This window comes from Aestuariivirga sp., from assembly GCF_037139295.1.
GTDB lineage: Bacteria > Pseudomonadota > Alphaproteobacteria > Rhizobiales > Aestuariivirgaceae > Aestuariivirga.
Genome location: NZ_JBAXGR010000068.1, coordinates 1 through 19779 on the forward strand (window position 1 = coordinate 1; position 19779 = coordinate 19779).

Annotated in this window: 22 protein-coding genes and 1 pseudogene; 10 read left to right on the forward strand and 13 right to left on the reverse strand. The window is 62.3% G+C overall.

What is annotated here, in order from left to right; translation table 11 throughout:
- Positions 1–239 precede the first annotated feature (239 nt).
- The 5 genes from WCJ41_RS15270 to WCJ41_RS15290 form a co-directional block, all read right to left on the reverse strand.
- Positions 240–428, reverse strand: coding sequence for a hypothetical protein (locus WCJ41_RS15270; RefSeq protein WP_336906695.1), 189 nt, complete (start codon positions 426–428; stop codon positions 240–242).
- A gap of 98 nt (positions 429–526) precedes the next feature.
- The gene (locus WCJ41_RS15275; protein WP_336906696.1) at positions 527–1138 is read right to left on the reverse strand and encodes a hypothetical protein; all 612 of its coding nucleotides are present in this window, start codon (positions 1136–1138) and stop codon (positions 527–529) included.
- Complete coding sequence (locus WCJ41_RS15280; protein WP_336906697.1) at positions 1135–2430, reverse strand: integrase family protein; 1296 nt, start codon at positions 2428–2430, stop codon at positions 1135–1137. Before WCJ41_RS15280 ends, WCJ41_RS15275 begins: the two co-directional genes overlap by 4 nt.
- Before the next feature lie 215 nt (positions 2431–2645).
- Positions 2646–3596: an agmatinase gene (speB, locus tag WCJ41_RS15285; protein ID WP_336906698.1), complete on the reverse strand. Its 951-nt coding sequence runs from the start codon at positions 3594–3596 to the stop codon at positions 2646–2648.
- 75 nt (positions 3597–3671) lie between these two features.
- Positions 3672–4673, reverse strand: coding sequence for a fatty acid desaturase (locus tag WCJ41_RS15290; RefSeq protein WP_336906699.1), 1002 nt, complete (start codon positions 4671–4673; stop codon positions 3672–3674).
- 300 nt (positions 4674–4973) lie between these two features.
- Between WCJ41_RS15290 and WCJ41_RS15295 the strand changes: the two genes are divergently transcribed.
- Positions 4974–5324, forward strand: a complete 351-nt coding sequence (locus WCJ41_RS15295) for a hypothetical protein (RefSeq protein WP_336906700.1) — start codon at positions 4974–4976, stop codon at positions 5322–5324.
- Here WCJ41_RS15295 and WCJ41_RS15300 read toward each other — a convergent pair.
- From WCJ41_RS15300 to WCJ41_RS15310, 3 genes are all read right to left on the reverse strand, one after another.
- The gene (locus tag WCJ41_RS15300; RefSeq protein WP_336906701.1) at positions 5243–5755 is read right to left on the reverse strand and encodes a sulfotransferase domain-containing protein; all 513 of its coding nucleotides are present in this window, start codon (positions 5753–5755) and stop codon (positions 5243–5245) included. The two genes, WCJ41_RS15295 and WCJ41_RS15300, sit on opposite strands and share 82 nt — an antisense overlap.
- Positions 5752–6063, reverse strand: a complete 312-nt coding sequence (locus WCJ41_RS15305) for a sulfotransferase domain-containing protein (protein WP_336906702.1) — start codon at positions 6061–6063, stop codon at positions 5752–5754. Before WCJ41_RS15305 ends, WCJ41_RS15300 begins: the two co-directional genes overlap by 4 nt.
- Before the next feature lie 137 nt (positions 6064–6200).
- Positions 6201–6809: a L,D-transpeptidase gene (locus WCJ41_RS15310; protein WP_336906703.1), complete on the reverse strand. Its 609-nt coding sequence runs from the start codon at positions 6807–6809 to the stop codon at positions 6201–6203.
- 168 nt (positions 6810–6977) lie between these two features.
- Here WCJ41_RS15310 and WCJ41_RS15315 point away from each other — a divergent pair, with 168 nt between their 5' ends.
- From WCJ41_RS15315 to WCJ41_RS15325, 3 genes are read left to right on the forward strand one after another with little or no spacing between them, the layout of a single operon-like run.
- On the forward strand, positions 6978–7919 hold the full coding sequence (locus WCJ41_RS15315; RefSeq protein WP_336906704.1) for an alpha/beta hydrolase: 942 nt from the start codon (positions 6978–6980) through the stop codon (positions 7917–7919).
- Positions 7920–9938, forward strand: a complete 2019-nt coding sequence (locus tag WCJ41_RS15320) for a CocE/NonD family hydrolase (RefSeq protein WP_336906705.1) — start codon at positions 7920–7922, stop codon at positions 9936–9938.
- The gene (locus tag WCJ41_RS15325) at positions 9935–10426 is read left to right on the forward strand and encodes a DUF2938 family protein (RefSeq protein ID WP_336906706.1); all 492 of its coding nucleotides are present in this window, start codon (positions 9935–9937) and stop codon (positions 10424–10426) included. Before WCJ41_RS15320 ends, WCJ41_RS15325 begins: the two co-directional genes overlap by 4 nt.
- Positions 10427–10622: 196 nt before the next feature.
- On the opposite strand, the gene argE is transcribed toward WCJ41_RS15325, so the two are convergent.
- Both argE and apaG read right to left on the reverse strand, forming a co-directional pair.
- Complete coding sequence (gene argE, locus WCJ41_RS15330) at positions 10623–11780, reverse strand: acetylornithine deacetylase (protein ID WP_336906707.1); 1158 nt, start codon at positions 11778–11780, stop codon at positions 10623–10625.
- Positions 11781–11787: 7 nt separating this feature from the next.
- Complete coding sequence (gene apaG / locus WCJ41_RS15335) at positions 11788–12180, reverse strand: Co2+/Mg2+ efflux protein ApaG (protein ID WP_336906708.1); 393 nt, start codon at positions 12178–12180, stop codon at positions 11788–11790.
- A gap of 82 nt (positions 12181–12262) precedes the next feature.
- On the opposite strand from apaG, the gene WCJ41_RS15340 reads away from it, so the two are divergent.
- The 5 genes and pseudogenes from WCJ41_RS15340 to WCJ41_RS15360 all read left to right on the forward strand — a co-directional run bounded on the left by WCJ41_RS15340 (position 12263) and on the right by WCJ41_RS15360 (position 16319).
- Positions 12263–13375, forward strand: coding sequence for a 2'-deoxycytidine 5'-triphosphate deaminase (locus WCJ41_RS15340; RefSeq protein WP_336906709.1), 1113 nt, complete (start codon positions 12263–12265; stop codon positions 13373–13375).
- Between the two features lie 390 nt (positions 13376–13765).
- Positions 13766–14974: a hypothetical protein gene (locus WCJ41_RS15345; protein WP_336906710.1), complete on the forward strand. Its 1209-nt coding sequence runs from the start codon at positions 13766–13768 to the stop codon at positions 14972–14974.
- Positions 14975–14980: 6 nt separating this feature from the next.
- Positions 14981–15148: pseudogene (locus WCJ41_RS15350) on the forward strand (2'-deoxycytidine 5'-triphosphate deaminase); the annotation flags it as partial.
- Between the two features lie 160 nt (positions 15149–15308).
- A complete protein-coding gene (locus tag WCJ41_RS15355) occupies positions 15309–15713 on the forward strand; it encodes a hypothetical protein (protein ID WP_336906711.1) in 405 nt (134 codons plus the stop codon).
- 240 nt (positions 15714–15953) lie between these two features.
- Positions 15954–16319 carry a GYD domain-containing protein gene (locus WCJ41_RS15360; protein ID WP_336906712.1) on the forward strand — a complete coding sequence of 122 codons (366 nt, stop codon included), beginning with the start codon at positions 15954–15956 and terminating at the stop codon, positions 16317–16319.
- A gap of 131 nt (positions 16320–16450) precedes the next feature.
- Here WCJ41_RS15360 and WCJ41_RS15365 read toward each other — a convergent pair whose 3' ends face one another.
- From WCJ41_RS15365 to WCJ41_RS15375, 3 genes are all read right to left on the reverse strand, one after another.
- Positions 16451–17056, reverse strand: a complete 606-nt coding sequence (locus tag WCJ41_RS15365) for an AAA family ATPase (RefSeq protein WP_336906713.1) — start codon at positions 17054–17056, stop codon at positions 16451–16453.
- Between the two features lie 37 nt (positions 17057–17093).
- A complete protein-coding gene (locus WCJ41_RS15370) occupies positions 17094–17435 on the reverse strand; it encodes an STAS domain-containing protein (protein WP_336906714.1) in 342 nt (113 codons plus the stop codon).
- A gap of 312 nt (positions 17436–17747) precedes the next feature.
- Positions 17748–18287: a CBS domain-containing protein gene (locus WCJ41_RS15375; protein WP_336906715.1), complete on the reverse strand. Its 540-nt coding sequence runs from the start codon at positions 18285–18287 to the stop codon at positions 17748–17750.
- A 449-nt stretch (positions 18288–18736) separates the two neighbouring features.
- On the opposite strand from WCJ41_RS15375, the gene WCJ41_RS15380 reads away from it, so the two are divergent.
- The gene (locus WCJ41_RS15380) at positions 18737–19246 is read left to right on the forward strand and encodes a hypothetical protein (RefSeq protein WP_336906716.1); all 510 of its coding nucleotides are present in this window, start codon (positions 18737–18739) and stop codon (positions 19244–19246) included.
- Positions 19247–19779 lie beyond the last annotated feature (533 nt).

Sequence of the window (19779 nt, forward strand, 5' to 3'; positions counted from 1 at the left end):
CGAAGATGCGCGGGACGACGCCGCGCAGTGTGGCGCCGTACACGCTCTTGAGCTCAGAGCTCAACGTGGTCTGCAGGCGCTGGATGGTGCGGGCGATGGTGGGGATGGTCGGCGGGGTCCACCGGGCGCGCGCCGTTGCGTTGTGATCGGGCGCATGGGTATCATTCATGGGTAAGTCCTTCGTGATACGGCGGTGCAGCCCGGGCGTGGAAAAACGCGGGCGGCCGCCGTGCTGCGTTTCAGGCGGCGGTGCCGAGTGTCGGAAGGCTGTCGAGGTATTCGAGGATGTGCAAGCCACGGGCACGCGTGCTGCGGCCCACCTTTACCAGCTTGAGACGGCCGGCGCGGGCTTCACGGTAGATGGTGGCGCGGCTGCCGATGTGGGGCTTGAGCTCTCGGAGCTCGTAGAGGCGGTCAGGATCGATCATTTTCAGGCTCCTCTTGCCGCAACTGATTTGCGGTTGAGCCTGATCGTCGCAGGGTGCGCCTCTAAAGTCGGCCTGTAAGGCCTGTAAAGGCCTGTAACTCAGTTTCCGGAGTTAGCGGCCTTGATTTCGCGTAGCACCGATATGACCAGCTCGCGCACGCGGCTCTCGCTGATCTTCTGTCCAGTCCATTGCAGCATAAGCCGCTCAAGGTCCGCTTGCCGCCAGTCGGGATCGAGCGCAGGGTCGGGGTATCCATTCTCGTCGATCAGCCGGATTGCCTCAGCCCGGAATGCAGCAGGGTCAACTTTCGGCTTGGGACCGCCACCGCGCCGCACAGCTACGTCGGGCGCCGCAGGGCTCGCGGGCCACTCCTCACGAACGTCGGCGCTGGCGACGGTGACCTCGGTGAAGCCGTCGCCCGGGTGAAGGGCGTGGTTCTGCAGCTTCTCGGTATTGCGGTGCATGTAGGGCTGCAAGTCCTGCCACTGCCAGGGTGGGATTGCGCTGCGCTTGCCGTCCGGCCCAATGCCTGTGGCGGTGACCGTGCCAGCCTGTAGGGCCGCCCACAGCACGGTCTTGGCCTCAGGTACTCCGCCGCCCTCCGTCACCAACATAAGGTAAACAACGGCGCTGGGTGCCTCTGCAACCGCGTCGTCACTGCGACCGGCGATCCACGCGATGGCTTGTGACAGTCTCCAGAATACATTCATTTGCTGGTCCTGCCCTTCAGGGTGATGACGTTGCCGGAGGGGGTGGCTGCAGCCTTGCTTGCTGCAGTGGCATACCAATGCTCGATCACCAGCAGGGCCTTCCGCACATCGTCGAGCCGCTGGGCGCGGTCGTAAACACGGCCGTGTATGTCCTCGGCTTGATGGCCGGTGACGCGACGGCGGATATCGCCATCGATGCCCGACTCGGCCATGACGGTGATAGCGGTGCGCCTGCAGTCATGTGGTGTGAATGCGGGCAGCTTAAGCATCGCCACCAATGTTCTGCCTGCCCGGCTGATCTCGCTGGAGCGGATCACAATACCGGCGCGGGGCGACGGGAACAGTAACTGCTGGCCCTTGGCGCGAGGCAGTGCAAGCTGAGCCTCGATCACGGAGAGCGCTGCCGGCGTCAGAGGCAGTGTGCGGCGCGAAGCAGCAGTCTTTCCATCGGTAATGCGGATGGTGCCAGCATCCAGATTGATGTCATCGGTGGTCAGAGTGGTGATCTCCGAGCAGCGCGCGCCGGTCAAGGCTAGGAGTTGGAGGACGCGGGCATGCACGGGCGACACCGCTCCCGCGTGGGTGGTGCTGGATGAGGCCGCAGCGTGCAACGCAGTCCACAGCGCCCCTGCCTCGTTAGCGCCTTCGGCGGCGCTCAGGGCGCGCTCCTTGGCCTCCTCCTTCGCAGGCTTGGGCAGGCCGGTGGAGAGATCCCTCGCGACCCAACCCTGCTGCGCACACCAGCCAAAGAATTTGGTGATGACAGCGCTCAGGCGATTAGCGGCCGTACCCTTGGCGTTCTTTCTCTGTCGCAGCGCACGCGCCTTTCCCTCGATCAGAGCGGCCAGGTCGGAGCGATGGATCTGCTGCAGGGGATAGTGACCGAGAGCCGGCAGCACCTCTACGTTGATATAGCGGGCCGCCTCCTTCGCCCAGCGTTGACCCACCTGTTCGCCGAGGTAACCTTCGCAGAAGCGTGCTGCGGCCTCGCTCACGTTCCTCGGCACCGAGCCACCGCCGGAGGCGCGCTGTTCGGCTACGAGCGGGTGCAGTCCCTGCTTCATCAGGGACCGATACTGGGCCGCCTTGGCGACGGCCTCGCTCACCGTCGTGCCGGGATAGAAGCCTACCCGAAAGCGCTGAACCTTGCCGTGGAGCCGGGCGCGCAGCTCAAGGGTCTTGAGACCATTCGGCGCGACCCGGCAACTCATGCCGTCGCCCAACGCCACCGCGTAGGCTTCGCCTCGGGGCTTCAGGTTCCGCAGCACCTTGTCTGCCTTGTTGAGATCCATCGCGCTCGTCCTCCAGCTCTTCCAGTGTCACGCCCAATGTCACGCATCTGTGACACTGGGAGGGACATCAAGAGCCGAACAGATACACTGTGATGCACCGCTTGCGCAACTGCGGATGTCACGCACTTCGCATTAATATGCCCATTTCAGTGATGTTCGGCGTTTACACCCTTGCAGTTAAGGGGTCTTCCCGGGGCGCAGTCCGGTGGCCTCAATCATCTTGCGTACTGACAGCCGGGCAGCACGCAGAGCATTTCGAACAGGAAGTTCGCCCCGATCAGTGCGGTGTTGCCGACGGGATCGAGCGGTGGCGAGACCTCGACGAGATCGCCACCCACGAGATTGAGACCGCGGCAGCCGCGGATGATCTCGAGGGCCTGCCACGTCGAGAGGCCGCCCACCTCCACCGTACCGGTGCCGGGCGCGAAGGCAGGGTCGAGGCTGTCGATGTCGTAGGTGAGATAGGCCGGCTGGTTGCCGACCCTGGCGCGCACCTGCTCCATCAGGGGTGCGAGCGACTTGTACCAGCACTCCTCGGCGGTCACGACGGTGAAGCCCTGATTGCGCGTCCAGTCGAAGTCATCGGGCGAATAGCCAGAGCCCCGCAGGCCGATCTGGAAGCTCTTGTCGCAGGCCAGCAGGCCCTCCTCCACCGCGCGGCGGAAGGGCGTGCCATGGGCGATCTTCTCGCCGAACATCTCGTCGTTGATGTCGGCATGGGCGTCGATGTGGATCAATGCCACCGGCCCGTGCTTCTTCTTCATGGCGCGCAGGATGGGCAGCGTCAGCGTGTGGTCGCCACCGAGCGTGAGGGGCGTGCAGTTCTCAGCGAGGATCGCGTCATAGGCCTTCTCGATGATGCCCACCGTCTTCTTGAGGTCGAAGGTGTTGATCGCCACGTCGCCGATGTCGGCCACCTGGAAGGTTTCGAAGGGCTTGGCACGGGTGGCCATGTTGTAGGGGCGGATCATGCAGGACTCGGCCCTGATCTGCCGCGGACCATGGCGCGTGCCGGAGCGGTTCGAGGAGCCAATGTCGATGGGCACGCCGACGAAACACACGTCGAGGCCCTTTGCCGTCGCCTGGCTGGGCAGCCGCATCATGGTGGCGGGGCCCGCAAAGCGCGGCATGTCGTTGCCGCCGAGCGGCTGGTTGAACTGGGTCATCTGCGGAACACTCCTTGGCGTTGGCGCGCATGATAGGGCCGCGACCGCGCGCTTCAACCCCCTCGTGCGCTCACCTCAGGCGGGGCGCTGCTTCAACGCCGAGAAGGAGATCATCCGGTGCCGCGCCTTGTCCCACAGGGTGAGGCGCACATTGGCGAGGCTCTGCCACAGCGTGAGGCGCCCGATGCCGCGCAGCTCGGGATAGTCCGCCAGCGCCTCCGGCAGGCGGTAGAAGGGAATGCGGCTCGAGAGATGGTGGAGGTGGTGGATGCCGATGTTTCCGGTGAGCCACATCAGCCAGCGCGGCAGGTCGTAGAAGGAACTGCCATGGAGTGCGGCGTCCGGGTGTGACCAGTCGGTATCCTGCTCCCAGTAGGTGTGCTCGAACTGGTGCTGCACGTAGAACAGCCAGACACCGATCGAGGCGCCGATCACCGTCATTGGAAGATAGAGCAGCAGAAATGTCGCAAGCCCCATGAGCGCGATGATGAGGGTGAACAGCGCCGCAATGCCGAGGTTCGTCAGCATGGTGCTGAGCCATGGCATTGGGCCCAGCCGTGTTGCGCCCAGCGGCAGGCGATGCAGCAACAGGAAGAGGAAGCTGGGACCCAAGCCGAACATCACCAGCGGATGGCGGTACATGCGGTATTTCAAACGACCCCAGCGGCTGCGGGCGAGATACTCTTCAACGGTGAGAGTATCGATGTCACCAATGCCACGCCGGTCGAGATTGCCGGAGCCCGCGTGGTGAAGCGCGTGTGAGTGGCGCCAGAAGTCAAAGGGCGTCAGCGTGAACACACCGAGGATGCGACCCGTCCAGTCATTCGCTTGCCTTGAGGAGAAGAAAGCATTGTGACCGCAGTCATGCTGAATCATGAACAGCCTGACGAGCAGCGCGCCACTTGGAATGGCCAGCAGCGCCGGCAGCCACGCGCTGACACCCGCCATCACCCACATCGTAACCCACAGGGCCACGAGCGACAGCACGGTCACCATCAATTCGAAGATGGCGCGAGAGTCATCGGGAATCTTGTAGACATTGAGCCGGAGTTTCCAGCCATTCGAACCGACAGTCATGCAGAGACATCTCACAGGGGTTCAGGAGCGTGCCGCTGAGGAAACCACCGGCTCATCACGATATTCAAACGCGATCCGACGCTGGCAAGTCGTGAACCGTGCAGGCTTTCCATTAGATATGAGCGCTGCGCACCCGGTTTACAACCTGAATGATGAAATGGCGGATCGGCCTTCTTGTACGTAACGCTCTGGAACAATCCGGCGGCCTGCAGCGTAACAGGAATGTGAAGCCTGTAGCGACGACGCATCTTGCCCCGTCATGCAGGTCTTCCCTCTCCGTCACATGGAAGGAACACCACCATGAAACCTGTTCTGTTCTCGCTTTCGCTCACCGCCTCGGCGCTATTCATTGCCTCCGCCGGCCTTGCCGCCGGGATGCTCGCCGACGCAAAGGGCATGACCCTCTACACCTTCGACAAGGACACCAAGGATACCTCCAACTGTTACGACGCCTGCGCGACCGCGTGGCCGCCCTATCTCGTCAATGGCGAGAAGGCCAAGGGCGAAGGCTGGTCCATGACCAAGCGGAAGGATGGCGCCGAGCAGTGGGTCTATGACGGCAAGCCACTCTATTTCTTCATCAAGGACACGAAACCCGGAGAGGCCATGGGCGACGGCATGAAGGGCGTCTGGCACGTCATCAAGGAATAGCATGACGGCGTCCGGGGAACCGCTCCCCGGACGCCTTTCTCATCCCAATGCTCCACCACCTTGGCCATGGTGGCCTCGTCGAGATGAACGCCGAGGAAGTCGGCGATCTGCTTCACGGAACCTGCAAGATCGCGTTTCATGTCGTTGAAGTGGATGAGCATGACATTGGGCAGATGGCGCAGGTTCCACCAGCTGCGCACGTTCGACCAGAAGGGCCACAGCGGATAGCCGTCCCAGGCGAACCATTCGCGGTAGAATTCATGCACCGACTCCGATGGCGGCTTCAGCTGCGGGCCGACGCGGCCCGGCGTGTTGTTGAAGATGTCGAAGACCTCGGGCTTGAAATTGGCGAGGTGGTTGAAGGCGCTCCACACCGCGTCGCGACCGTCGCGGCCGATGTAGAGATATTTCGCCTTGGGCGAGACGATCACGGCGTCGGCTGGAGGTGCGTCTTCACCGAGCGGCGGTGCTGCTGCTGTTTCACCGCCTCGATTGCCTCCTTCGGCATGATGCGCAGGTCGAGCCAGGGCGAGAGCATCGGCACGTTGATGTCCTCCGCACCGTGATGGATGAGCTGCGCCACGATCTGCTGTGTCCAGGTGGTGCCGGACTTGGCCCAGGTGGCGACGATGACATCGTCATTCCGGAATTCGAAGTCGTTCCACACGGTCGAGTCCATGTGATGGTTGTGCATCTCGCGGGCCTTCTTCGGCCATGCGGTGACGGGGGCGGTCGTCATCGGGTCGTTCCTCCAATTTTTTGTGCTGTCTTGCCGGGCTTATCCCTCCCGGCCGGGTCGATCGGTGGTGAAAGTCACTGCACGCAAGAAAGCGGGGTCCGCCTGGCGAACCCCGTCTCAGGTCAATCTGCGACCGATCAGAGAACCGTCACGCGTGCTCCGACCTTAACGTGCAAATAGAGTTCGCTCACGTCCTCATTGAGCATGCGGATGCAACCGGAAGACGCCGCCTTGCCGATGGAGGAGGGCTCGTTGGTGCCGTGGATGCGGTAGATCGAGGAGCCGAGGTAGATGGCGCGGGCGCCGAGCGGGTTGTTGGGGCCACCCGCCATGTGGGCGGGGAGCTCGGGGCGGCGCTTGCGCATCTCCGCCGGCGGGCGCCAGTCGGGCCACTTCACCTTGGAGGACACCTGGTGAGAGCCCTGCCACTCGAAGCCCCGCTTGGCGGTGGCGACGCGGTACATCACCGCCTGGCCGTCACCCAGCACATAGTAGAGCCGGTTCAGCCTGGTGTTGATGATGATGTCGCCGGGGTTGGCCTGGGCCTCGAAGGCGACCAGCTTGCCCCGCTTGAAGCCCTGGACCTGGCCGCTCAGCTCGTCGGGGCTGGCCGACGCCGGGACGATGGTGACGCCCTGGAAGGGGCCGTCCTGCTGGCTGGGGGCGACGGAGCCCGCTGATGCGACGGTGGCGAGAAGGCTCAAGCCCAAGGCGGCGGATGCGAGAATGGTGAAGAGCTTGTTCATGGTGGTGTTCCCTCAGTCCCTGTGTTGCCGTTGCCGCCTTCCTAAACCCCTCAGCCTGAACCCGTTCTGGCTGCTGCGTTTACCTGGCGTTCATCTTGCTTTCGATGACTGAGCTTGTAACCTTGGGGCCGGCCGGATTCTGTGCCGGGCGTCACACGGCGGAAAATCTTGGACGAGATTGAAAAGAAATATGCCGGCCTCGAAGATCCGGGCATCCGCGACTTCCTGATCGCCGGCGAGCGCTTCTACCCGCCCGATGCGGTCAGCTTCACCATGGCCGAGCAGCGCGCCTTCTATGACCGCTACTGCGCGCATTTCAGGAAGCCCCGCCCGGCGGGGGTTTCAGCCGAAGACATCCGCTTTGCCGGCATCCCCTGCCGCCATTATCGACCGATGGGTGCCACCGATGCGCCACTGCTGGTCTACCTCCACGGCGGCGGCTTCGTGCTGGGCGGGCTCGACAGTCATGACGACGTCTGCGCCGAACTCTGCGACGGGGCGAAGATCGGGGTGGTGGCGGTCGACTATCGCCTCGCCCCCGAGCACCCCTTCCCTGCTGCCTTCGAGGATTGCTGGGCCGCGCTGAAGGCCATCGCCTCGATCAATCCCGAGATCATCGTGGGCGGCGACAGCGCGGGCGGCAACCTGGCCGCCGCACTGGCGCTGAAGGCCCGCGACGAGGAGGCGCCGCGCCTCAAGGGGCAGGTGCTGATCTACCCCGGCCTCGGCGGCGACATGACCACCGGCTCCTATGTCACCCAGGCCACGGCACCGGGGCTCTCGACAGCGGACGTCCAGTATTATCGCGACACCTACCGGGGCGGTGGATCGAAATTTGCCGAGCCGCTGCGCGAGACGGATTACAAAGGTCTGCCGCCCGCCTTCCTCGTGGCCGCCGCCCTCGACCCGCTGCATGACGACTGCTTCGCCTATGCGCAGCGCCTTTCCGCCGCTGGCGTGCCTGACATGGTGCGGGACGAGCCGCTGCTCGTCCACGCCTTTCTCCGTGCACGGAACATGAGTGTTCCGGCACGCGCCAGCTTTGATGCCATCACCGCCGCCTGCGCGAGCCTCGCGCATTTTGGCCGCCTTCCGCCCGAAAGGACCTGAATGACCATCACCACCAAGACCGAATTTCCCGCGTCCGTGAAGGAAATAGAGAACCTGTGGATCCCGCTGTCCGACGGCACCAAGCTCGCCGCGCGCATGTGGATCCCTGAGGATGCCGAGGAAAATCCGGTTCCGGCGCTGCTGGAATACCTGCCCTATCGCAAGCGCGACGGCACGCATGTGCGCGATGCCCTCACGCACCCCTACTTCGCCGGCCACGGCTATGCATCGATCCGCGTCGACATGCGCGGCAATGGCGATTCCGAAGGGCTGATGCTCGACGAGTATGCGTTGCAGGAGCAGGACGACGCGCTCGAGGTGATCGCGTGGCTCGCCGAGCAGCCGTGGTGCAACGGCAAGGTTGGCATGTTTGGCATCTCGTGGGGCGGCTTCAACGCGCTGCAGGTGGCAGCGAGGAAGCCCCCGGCGCTGAAGGCCATCATCACCATCTGCTCCACCGATGACCGCTACGAGGACGACGTCCACTACAAGGGTGGCACGGTGATCAACGAGATGCTGGGCTGGGCGGCCACCATGCTGGCCTATTCCTCCCGCCCGCCAGACCCGCTGATCGTCGGCGACCGCTGGCGTGACATGTGGATGGAGCGGCTCGAGAACGAGCCCTTTCTTGTCATCCCCTGGCTCAGCCACCCGCACCGTGACGACTACTGGAAGCACGGCTCGGTGTGCGAGGACTTCGCCAAGGTGGAAGCCCCAACGCTGGTGGTGGGCGGCTGGAACGACGCCTATTCGAACGCCGTGCCGCGGCTGATGAAGGGTCTGCGCACGACGCGCAAGGCCATCATCGGGCCCTGGGCGCACAAGTACCCGCACTTCGCGGTGCCCGAGCCAAGGATCGGCTTCCTGCAGGAAGCCCTGCGCTGGTGGGACCAGTGGCTGAAGGGTGCGAACGCCCAAATCTCGCGCGACCCGGACTATCGCTATTATGTGATGGAGCCGTGGAAACCCGGTTCCTTCCCGACGAAGATCGCGGGCCGCTGGATCGGCGACAGCTTCTGGGGCTTCGGCCATGTGGACGTGAAGAAGTGGTGGCTGAACACCGGCGGCATCGGACCGACGGCGGGCAAGGAGACGCCACTCTCCATCTGCTCGAAGCAGACGACGGGCGCGGACGGCGGCGAATACTGCATCATCTGGCTCGGACCCGAATTCCCAGGCGACCAGGCCAAGGATGATGCCGACTCAATCACTTTCGAAACGCCGGCGCTCGTCACCGACATCGACATCGTGGGCCAGCCGGCCCTTGACCTCGAGTTTTCGGTCGACAGGCCGGTGGCGCATATCGCGGTCAGGCTCAACGACGTGTGGCCTTCCGGCGAAGTCTCGCGCATTACCTACCACCTGCAAAACCTGTGCATGCGTGACAGCCGCGAGAACCCGATGCCGCTGGAGCCCGGCAAGCACTATCGCATGAAGATCAGGCTGGACGACATCGCGTGGCGGGTGCCCAAGGGGCACAAGCTGCGGGTCTCGATCTCGACCTCCTACTTCCCGATCATGTGGCCCGCACCGGAACCCGTGACGCTCACCGTCTATGCGGGGAAGTCGCAGCTGCACCTGCCTCTGCGCAAGGACGTCGCGGGCGAGTCACCCGTCACCTGGCCCGAGCCCGAGGCGGCGACGCCAGTGGACCAGACGGAGATCACACCCGCCTGGAACAAGCGCGACACCGTGGTAGACCCCGTGACCGGGGAACTTCGGATCGAGATCGTCGACAATTTTGGCGAACAGGAGCTCCATCCGCACGGGCTGGTGATCGGCGGCGCAGGCCGCGAGAGCTATTCGATCATGCCGGACGACCCGCTCTCGGCGAAGATGGAAACCCACTGGACCGAGACGCGCCGCCGCGGTGACTGGAACATTCGCACCGAGACCTACGGGCGGCTGACGTCGACTGAGCGGCACTGGTTCGTGTGGGGCAAGATCGAGGCCTATGAGGGCGACACGCTGGTGTTCGAGCGGGAGTTCAACGAGGAAATCCCGAGGCTGCTGCAGTGAACCGCCTCCCCCTGCTTCTGCGCATTCTGATCACCGGGCTCGCCGCGGCGACGGCGGCGGATATCGGGCGGACCATTTACCAGGCGCTCACCGGGTTTCCGCCGGTGAACTGGAGCATCACCGGGCGATGGTTCCTGATGGTGCTGCAGGGGCAGCCCTATGTGGCCAATGTCGGGGCGGCGCCCAGCCTGCCCAATGAGCTGATGGCCGGGCATGCGGCTTACTACACGATCTCGGTGATTTTCGCTGGCGTGTACCTGCTGCTGCTGAAGGTGATGAAGCAGGAGCCCGGCTTGTGGAACGGGTTGCTGTTCGGCTGGGTGACCATGGCGTTTCCGTTCCTCGTGCAGATGCCGCTGATGGGGATGGGGGTGCTGGCGAGCGCCACGGCGACGCCGCTCCTGATCATCGGGCGCACGCTGGTGCACCATTCGAGCTTCGGGCTGGGGCTGGCGATTGGCGCCATGGTGACGGGGTGGCGGAACTAGCACCGGTCATCATGCGCGGGCTCGACCCGCGCATCCTTTCCTCTGGGCCCAAAAGGATGGCCGGGTCAGGCCCGGCCATGATGAAATCGATGGAAATCGAGGAATTTTATCCTTGACTTTTTATTCCTAGCATGCTATATCTCCGGCCATGGTGATGGTCCTCACATGGCTGGTCGGATGGGTGCTCGGAAAGGTTCTAGGACAGCTGGGCGACCAGCTTGCCCATGAAGGCCTCGCACTTCCTCAGTTCGGACGTTTCAATCCACTCATCGGGCTTGTGGGCCTGCTCGATGGAGCCGGGGCCGCAGATGACGGCCGGGATTCCGATCTGCTGGAACAATCCCGCCTCGGTGCAGTAGCTCACCGCATGGGTGGAGTTGGCGCCTGCCAGATGGAGGGCCAGATTCTCCGCCGGGGAATCCTTTTCAGGGGCGAGGCCGGGCACGCTGTTGACCGCCTCGGTGGCGATGCCGGTTTCGGGCGCCACGGCCTTCATCGCCGGCTCCAGCCGGGCGGCGAAGCTGTCGAAGCGGTGCGGCACGTAGGCGGGGTCCGCGGTGGGCAGAAGCCGCGTCTCCCACTGGAAGGAACAGCTGCGCGGGATGATGTTCTTGGCGGTGCCGCCCGCGATGACGCCCACATGGATCGTCGAATAGGGCGGATCGAAGCGGTGGGTCGGGTCACCCACCGCGATCAGATGCTCGCGGATGCGGCCCATCTCGGACAGCAGCTCGCCCGCCACCATGATGGCGTTGACGCCGTGGTGGGTGAGGCTGGAATGCGCCTCATGGCCGGTGACCTCGGTGTGGAAGGTCACCGCACTCTTGTGGGCGTTGACCACCTTCATGGAGGTCGGCTCGCCGACGATGACGGCGCGCGGCTTGGGCAGATTGTCGCGCATGTGGGCGACCAGCGGGCGCACGCCCTTACAGCCCACCTCCTCATCGCACGACAGCGCCAGGTGGATGGGCGACTGCAAGTTAGCCCTGAGGAAGTTGGGCACTTCCGCCAGGCAGACGGCAAGGAAGCCCTTCATGTCGCAGGTGCCGCGGCCGAAGAGCTTGTCGTCACGCGCCGTGAGCTCGAAGGGGTTAGACGTCCAGGGCTGGCCATCGACCGGCACCACGTCGGTATGGCCTGACAGCACGATACCGCCTGCTATGGCCGGGCCGATGGTGGCGAAGAGGTTGGTCTTGCGGTTGGTCTCATAGTCAACGCGGAAATGCGGCACACCCCAGCCGTCGAGATAGTCCTCGACGAATTCGATCAAGGGGATGTTGCCGTCACGGCTTGTCGTGTCGAAGGCGATGAGGCGGGCCAGCATCTCCTCGGTGGAATAGGTTTTGCCTGTCATGGTCACTTCAGTTGATGGCGTGTTTCTCGTGCGGGCTGTCGAGCGAGAAGGGCGGGATCTCGACATTGATGAATTCACCCGATGGCAGCTGCATCTGGTAGGCGCCGGCCATGAAGCCTGACGAGGTCTTCAGCGGGCAGCCCGAAGTGTAGCTGTAGCTGTCGCCCGGGCTGATGGCAGGCTGCTCGCCCACCACGCCCGCACCGCGCACCTCCTGCACGTGGCCCGCCGCATCGGTGATCTTCCAGTAGCGGGTGCGCAGCGTGACCGTTTCGCGGCTGTGGTTTTCAATGGTGATGGAATAGGCCCAGACGTAATGACCCTCCTCCGGCTTCGACTGGCCGTCGAGGTATTTGGGATGGACGATGACCTTTACGCCCTGGGTGATGCTTTCATACATGGCGGCAGTTTAGCCCATATCGCAGGGTTTTCCACAGCGAAGACACTTGCCAAGGCTGCATCATTTCCGCCATGTGATGGGCATGGGAACCCGTTCCGAGACCCGTGGCATTCTGCCCGCCCGCGCCATCGCCCGCTATTGCGAGGAGGGCTTGATCCGCCTTGCCCGCCCGGTAGATGCCGACCAGATCCAGCCCGCCAGCCTCGACCTGCGGCTGGGACCCTGGGCCTACCGGGTGCGCGCCTCCTTCCTGCCCGGCCCGCGCGCCACGGTGGCGGAACGGGTGAAGGAACTGGCGCTTCACCGCATGCCGCTGACCGAAGGCGCGGTGCTGGAGACGGGCTGCGTTTATATCGTGCCGCTTCAGGAGGCCCTCAAGCTTCCCAAGGGTGTGGCCGCCGCGGCGAACCCCAAGAGCTCCACCGGCAGGCTCGACATCTTCACCCGCGTCATCACCGACTACGCGCAGGAATTCGACAAGGTGCCGGAGGCCTATGAGGGCCCGCTCTATGCCGAGATCTCGCCGCGCACCTTCCCCATCCTGGTGCGCGAGGGCTCGCGCCTGTCGCAGATCCGCTTCCGCCAGGGTGCGAGCCTTGCCACCGACGCGCTGATCCGCGAGCTGCACGACACGGAAGGCCTCATCTCGTCAGGCGAGGTGAACATCGACAACGGGCTGGCACTTTCCGTCGATCTCTCGACGCTTGGTGCGGATGGCCCTGTGGGCTTTCGCGCCAAGCGCCATGCGGGGCTCGTCGACGTTGACGCCAAGGGGGCGCTTGCCGTGCACGATTTCTGGGAGCCGATCTGGCAGCGCGGCTCGCTGGTGCTGGACCCTGACCAGTTCTACATCCTCGCCTCCAAGGAGGCGGTGCGCGTGCCGCCGGCCTTTGCCGCCGAGATGGTGCCGTTCAACCCGCTGGTGGGCGAGTTCCGCGTTCACTACGCGGGCTTCTTCGACCCCGGCTTCGGGCATTCGTCAGGCCACGGAGAAGGTGCGCGCGCGGTGCTGGAAGTGCGGAGCCACGAGGTGCCCTTCATCCTCGAGGACGGGCAGATCATCGGGCGCCTTGTCTATGAACCACTCACGCAAGCGCCCGAGCGCGTCTATGGCCAGGGCATCGGCTCCAATTACCAGCGCCAGGGGCTGAAGCTGTCGAAGCACTTCAAGGCCTTCGACCCGGCGCAGCGCTGACGGTACGGCGACACGGAATGTTGGCTAGGGTTCATCCGTAACGCAGTCACATGCCTTTCAGCAGAGCCCCAAATCGAAGGCAACAAGACGACCATGATTGACCGCAGAAAGCTTCGGTCCAACCTTGGGCTCGATGCTGTTGCGCCACGGGGACCAACTGCAGCCAGTAAATTCTGAGCCGCGGCAGTCGTCCGCAGGCGGAGTACCAGAACGGCGGGGTCATTCCCCGCCGGTTTCGTTTGCAGGCACGCAGGGCATCATCTTGTAACCGATTGTTGCGGCATTTCTTGTCGTGGGTTGGCTATCAATAATCTATCTAAGAGTGTATTTTTCACCTGAAGCAGATACGAGCCCATGCCACCAGCAATTTGCCTTCAGGGAGTTGAGAAGATGCGCCGACACGCCCCCGCCAGCCTCGCCGTGATCCTTGGCCTGACGTGCCTGTTGCCCGCTCCGGAAGCCCACGCGAACGCAGGCGTGGTGTTGCGACAGGCGCCTGCCGTCGCGCCGCAGGGCGGCGCGAGCAAGCCGATGCGCAATCGCCTCGCCGCACCCGCCGACAGAGATATCCGGGTCGACACTGCGCCGGATGCCCGCCTGAGCGGCGCCTCGCGCAACCGGGCGGCAACGGCCTCGGCCCGGGCCTTTGGCAGTTTCGGCATTCCCTATACCTCCGTGCGGGTGCAGGACGGGCCGGCCGCCGCCAGTGCCTCGCAGGCCAACCGCCTGAGCACCACCTACCCCTACCGCACCATCGGGCGGCTTGAGTTCGCCACGCCGGACGGCAATTCCTGGTGCAGCGCCAGCCTCATCATGCGCAGCGTGCTGCTGACGGCCGCGCACTGCGTCGCCGACTTCGGCTCGAATGACGGATTCTTTTCCGGCTGGACCTTCCGCCCCGGCTTCTATGGCCCGGCGGATGCGAGCACGCAGCAGATGGAACCCTACGGTGCCTGGACCGCGGAATACATCACCTTGGCGCAAACCTGGCTGACCGGTCGGGACTCGGGCGTCGGCGCGGCGCGCAGCAATGACCTCGCCGTGTTCATCATCGGCAAGAACGGCTCCAACCAGTTCATTGGCGACCAGGTGGGCTGGATGACCTATGGCTGGAACAATTATTCCTTCACCCGCTCGACCAAGACTCGAAACACCTGGACGGCGGCGACCGCCACGCTTGGCTATCCCTTCAACATGGATTTCGGCACCATCATGCAGCGGGCGGACGGCCCCACCTTCCTCACCAACGTGCGCAATGCCAGGCAGATGTGGCAGGGCACCAACTTCACCGGCGGATCGAGCGGCGGCCCATGGGTGGTGAACTTCGGCTATCGTAACGCCGACCTCAACGACGGTGCGACGCCGGGCACGGCATCATTTCTGAACGTGGTGGTGGGCGTCACGTCATGGGGTTCGAGCGACCCCAACGTGATCAAGGACAACTATTCTTCGCAGTTCGGCCAGAACAGGGAGTTTCCCGCCGCCGATTATGGCGGCTATGGCGCGGGCAACATCGGTGCGCTGCTGCAGACCTTATGCACCGCGGTAAAGCCGGGCAGCGGGCAGACCTACGCCCAGCTGGGCTATTGCGACAAATAGAGAGGTGAGGTGCCCTTCATCCTCGAGGACGGGCAGATCATCGGGCGCCTTGTCTATGAACCACTCACGCAAGCGCCTGAGTGGGTTTATGGCCAGGGGATTGGTTCCAACTACCAGCGCCAGGGCCTGAAGCTGTCGAAGCACTTCAAGGCCTTCGACCCGGCGCAGAGGTAAGGCTGCGGCAGGCCTTTCCCACCCAGATCAGGTGACGCACTGCCATTCCCGGTTGAATTTGTCGCAATCTGCAGAAAACAACGTTTGTCAGGATGGCGACAGGGAATGTTGGCTAAGCTCTACCCTTACTGGAGTTACACGCTGTTCAGGAGACACCCAAATGGAAGACAACAAGATGAGCATGATCGACCGCAGAAAGCTTCTCTCCAACCTTGGACTGGGTGCGCTGGCACTGTTCGCCACCGCGGCTGCCGTCAAGGTAAGCCCGGCCTTCGCCGATGACGATGGCGGCGACGGTGGTGATGGTGGCGGAAACGACGGCGGCAGCGACAGCTCGGGCAGCGGCAGCTCGGGCGGCGGCAATGACGACGGCCCCGACCACGATTCAAACGATGACGACTCGAACGACGGTCCGGACGATGACTCGAGCGACGACGACTCAAGCGATGACGACTCGAGCGACGACGACTCGAGCAGCGGCTCCACCACCACCGGAACCACCACGACCAAGTCGTCGAGCGGCAATGACGATGACTGCGCCGCAGGAACCAACTGCAACCAGTAAGTTCTGAGCCGCGGCAGTCGTCCGCAGGCGGAGTACAAGAACGGCGGGGTGAACCCCCGCCGTTTTTCTTTGCCGGTCATGAAGCTGAGGTTGCGCTGAGATGTGGCGGCTCACGTACGGCGTGCAACATGCCTGATGCGCCATGCGAAATCCGCGCGTGCCTCCTGCAATTCCAGGCACTGTACGAAGCCGCCTCCCGAATTGTGCCGCACGGGCCGACCATGATACTGTCCGAGTCCAATGTATGGATGGAGACGGCGGGTGCCCCACTTCCTGGTACAATGGAAGTTCAATCCAAAATCATTCGAAACAATGCGGCGCAATCCGCTGGACCGTTACGCCACATCCGTGAAGCTGGCAGAGGCCTTCAAGGGTTCGATCATCAGCATGTATAACCGAATGGGTGAGTATGACGGACTTGGGATCTTCTCGTTTCCCGATGTCATCCACGCAACCGCCCACTCGGTTCACGCAATGGCGACGGGCGCCTTCCTGAAGCATGAGTGCGAGCAGCTGCTCAACCCTGCCGACTACAAGCTGGCGCTGCTGATGAGCCATGACACGACCGTGGACTACCTGCCGCCCAACAAGCAATCCGAAGTCTGACACCCGGCGCGTGCGTAAAATGCCGGTTTGAATGCCGCATCCGGGTTGCGCTGCAGGTGCCGCAATTTCCTGTCCGGAACTCGCGCAACACCCATGAACGAAACTGCGAAATTCAGGTCAGGGGTGTCACATCATCCACTGGCATGAACGTCGCTGAGGACCTTGCCGATCTGCGCGATCCTCTGTTGAGGCGGGCCAACAAGCTCGATCACCCGAGGACTGCCGCGCCCGGGAAACAGACCAAAGCGGCCATGGCGGTAGATCTGCTTGAAGATGTCATCAACACTATCCCGATATGCCTCATCAACCGGTCGGATTCCGTCATTCTCGAGAATGACTGGCCACTCATCTGATCGCGGCACAAAGGCAAGCAGGTCGATTCGATCAAGCGATTCCCTCACGGCGGGGATCATGGACTCAACGAATGACTGATCGATGTCCGTCGTGCCCTGATCGGCGGTATATTGTGAGTAGGCGATGTAATCGATCGGTGCGCGATCGAAGATGACGCGGTCTTGCTGGCTGGCATAGCGATGAATGCGGCTGATGTTGTAATAGAGCTGAATGCCATTGTGCAATCTTGTGGACTCGTCCCGAAAGCGGATTTCATACGGGCCATGGAGGCTCAAGGCACGGTAGGGCTCCTCCTCGCGGGCGTACTCCGGATGTGCCGACACCCAGTCATTGACGATTGTTGACTTCCCAAGCGAGTGGGACCCCGAAACCGCTATGCGCATGCTGTCTTCCCCTGGCAATGGGGTCGCCCGCCGCCAATCATGGGGCGCGCAGCGCGGCGATGGACTGGCCTTCTTCATCGTCAATTCGGATCAGATTGGCGAAGCCTGACTCTTCGAGGGTTCTTTTCAGCAAACCATTCGGCTGGCACAGTCGCATTTCGCCATTGCCAGACCTGACCAGTTTCGCAGCAACCAGAATGCTCCGCAGCCCAGCACTGCTGATATAACTCACGTGACGCAAGTTGACGATCAACCTGGTGACCCCTGAGTTCACGATCTCATTGAGCTGATCCATCACCTGGCCGGATACCGAGCTATCAAGCCGGCCTGACAGGTCGACCAGCGTAATTCCGTCGATTTGGCGCTGCAGTATATTCATTTTCATTCCGCTCGCTGCGGGCACTTCTTGCTGCCGCCTGGTTGACGCCTTCGCAGGCTCAATCTGGTCCTGCGTATTGCTATGGACAGTGTGACCAGAACTACTGCTCTCTCTTGCCCGTGTCGACTCCCCACTCACCCGCCACGTCTGGGGCGGTCTGCCTCGGTGAACTGCCACCATTCCAATGGCGCCCGCGCAGCGGGGTCGTGACCGGCGTGCTTGAATGTCCGCCTGTACAATTCCACTGCGATCGCATCTGCGTGCGCAGCAACATGGGGTGCTGTTGTTCCCGGCGTGCAGATGCGTGACGCGTCACCCAGCTTGTCTTTGTTCTCGTGGCAGAGATGAATTCTGCTTGAGCGCTGACGGCGAATTTAACAACATGAACGGCTTCAAATTGCGCGTGAAGTACTCAAGATGCTTCTCGATGTGCAAGACATCTTCAATTTCCTGAAGCATGGTCCGGATCTTCCTGACCCGTACCTCAACCAAGTCGCCTATCGAGACGACAGCTATCACTTCACCACCGCTGACAACCGGCAAGTGCTGAACACCGGTCTCAACCATTCGCTCCATGAGGCTGGCTTCAGAGTCATCGACTGTGCAAGTTTCGACCCGGCTCGACATGATATCCTTGGCCAGGAGCGATTGAACAACAGAAAGGCGCGTATCGATCGCCTTGAAGATATCACGCTCTGTGATCATCCCTTCAAATTGACCACAATCTCCAACAACGACTACCGAGCCAGCGCCGTTCTTCTTCATTAGCTCAATTACGCTTTCGACTCTCGCAGTCGGGCTGACAGATACGAGCGGCAAGTGCTTGTTCATGAGGATGGACGTGACTGTCATACGAATCTCGCGCCGGCGTCTGTTTTCGAGAAGAACGATTTAGATGACAACGCTCACTGACTTACAATATCGTGGATTTACTTATATCTAAATCCAATATGATAAATGAACTTTTGTAACGTTGCCTTTGGTTCGTCCCATCGTTTGGCGTGAGAACGATACTACCGGCTAAGCAATGCGCCTTCCCACTTTGCGCACGAGCGCAGCAACACTGTACTCGGTTCAAGCAATCGAGCCGCTGAGGCCTGAGCGTGGCCCCTCATCGCATCAGCTATCTGTGTCCTTGCAGCCGCTGATCTGCGCTGGTCGGCCTCCACCAGTTTCTTTCAGGCACCTGACAGCAATGGCAGCCTCCGTCTGGAGTTCGCTGCGCCTGGCTTGCCCTAGGTTCAAGCTGCGAGGCCTGTGATGAACTTGATCGAGCAGCGCCTCATCCCTATACAACGACAATGATCGTTTCGGCACACCTGTTAGGTCCTGATGTTAAATCTCGTTTGCAAGACGCGTGGCAGGGCGAGGTTTTCGGCATGGCTATGTATCGTTGCATCGCTGAACAGCAGAAGGATTCCTTTCGGCAATGGCAGTGGACAGCTCTTCATCAGCTCGAAATAGAAACCGGCGCAGAAATGCGCCAGTTGCTATTGCGACATGGACTGTCAGTAACAGAACTTGAAGAGTCTAGACGCGCGGGCCTTGCCGAGGCAGCCCGTATTGTCGTGCTGCCATGGCTTGAAATGATGAAGGAGTTCGCCGACGACCTCCCAGCGACTATTGATGACTATCGGACCCTGGAAAGGGCTTGTGCGCTTGAAGGCCGTGATGCTGAGACCATGCGCTTGCTGGTAGACCATGAGGTGGCCTCTCTCGATTTTGCACAAGTGGAGATGCGCGGCGAAAGTCAGATTTCCATCAGCCCCGTGCTGGCACTGCTAAAGGAACCACCTCGCTTCCCCGGCTGATTCACGTCATTCTGCAATGGCAACCTCCGTCTGGCTCTAACTGTTTCCTGGAGCAGGTGTCGCAGTCATGGGGCGGCGGAATTTGTACCGACGAGGGGCACGCGACGATCAACGGCGGCATTTCGTTTTCCAATAACGTTGGTGGTGACGTACGGGCTTACTGGAAGGGGCCAATTGTCTTTCAAAGCTGGAATGGAGCTTCATCTCTATCCGACGCCGCAGTGGGTAACAGCCGGCAGTGCGGGGCCGGAGGGAACATATATGTTCACTCTGGTTCCGTCAGTCGGGACCTGACCGCCTATGCCGACAATCCGTGTGCTTCACTCCCCCAGTGAGGGGGAGTAGCGAGATTTCTTTCTCCGTAAGAGACCACACCACATATCACTGCCCTGCCTGTATATCACTGCCCTGCCTGTATATCGCTGCCCTGCCTGTGCCTGGTTGAAGTCGGAAGTTGGGTTCAACGCGAACTCACACCCCCTTGCCGCCCCGCTGCCGCTCCATTAACCTACACGCCACGCGGGCGTAGTTCA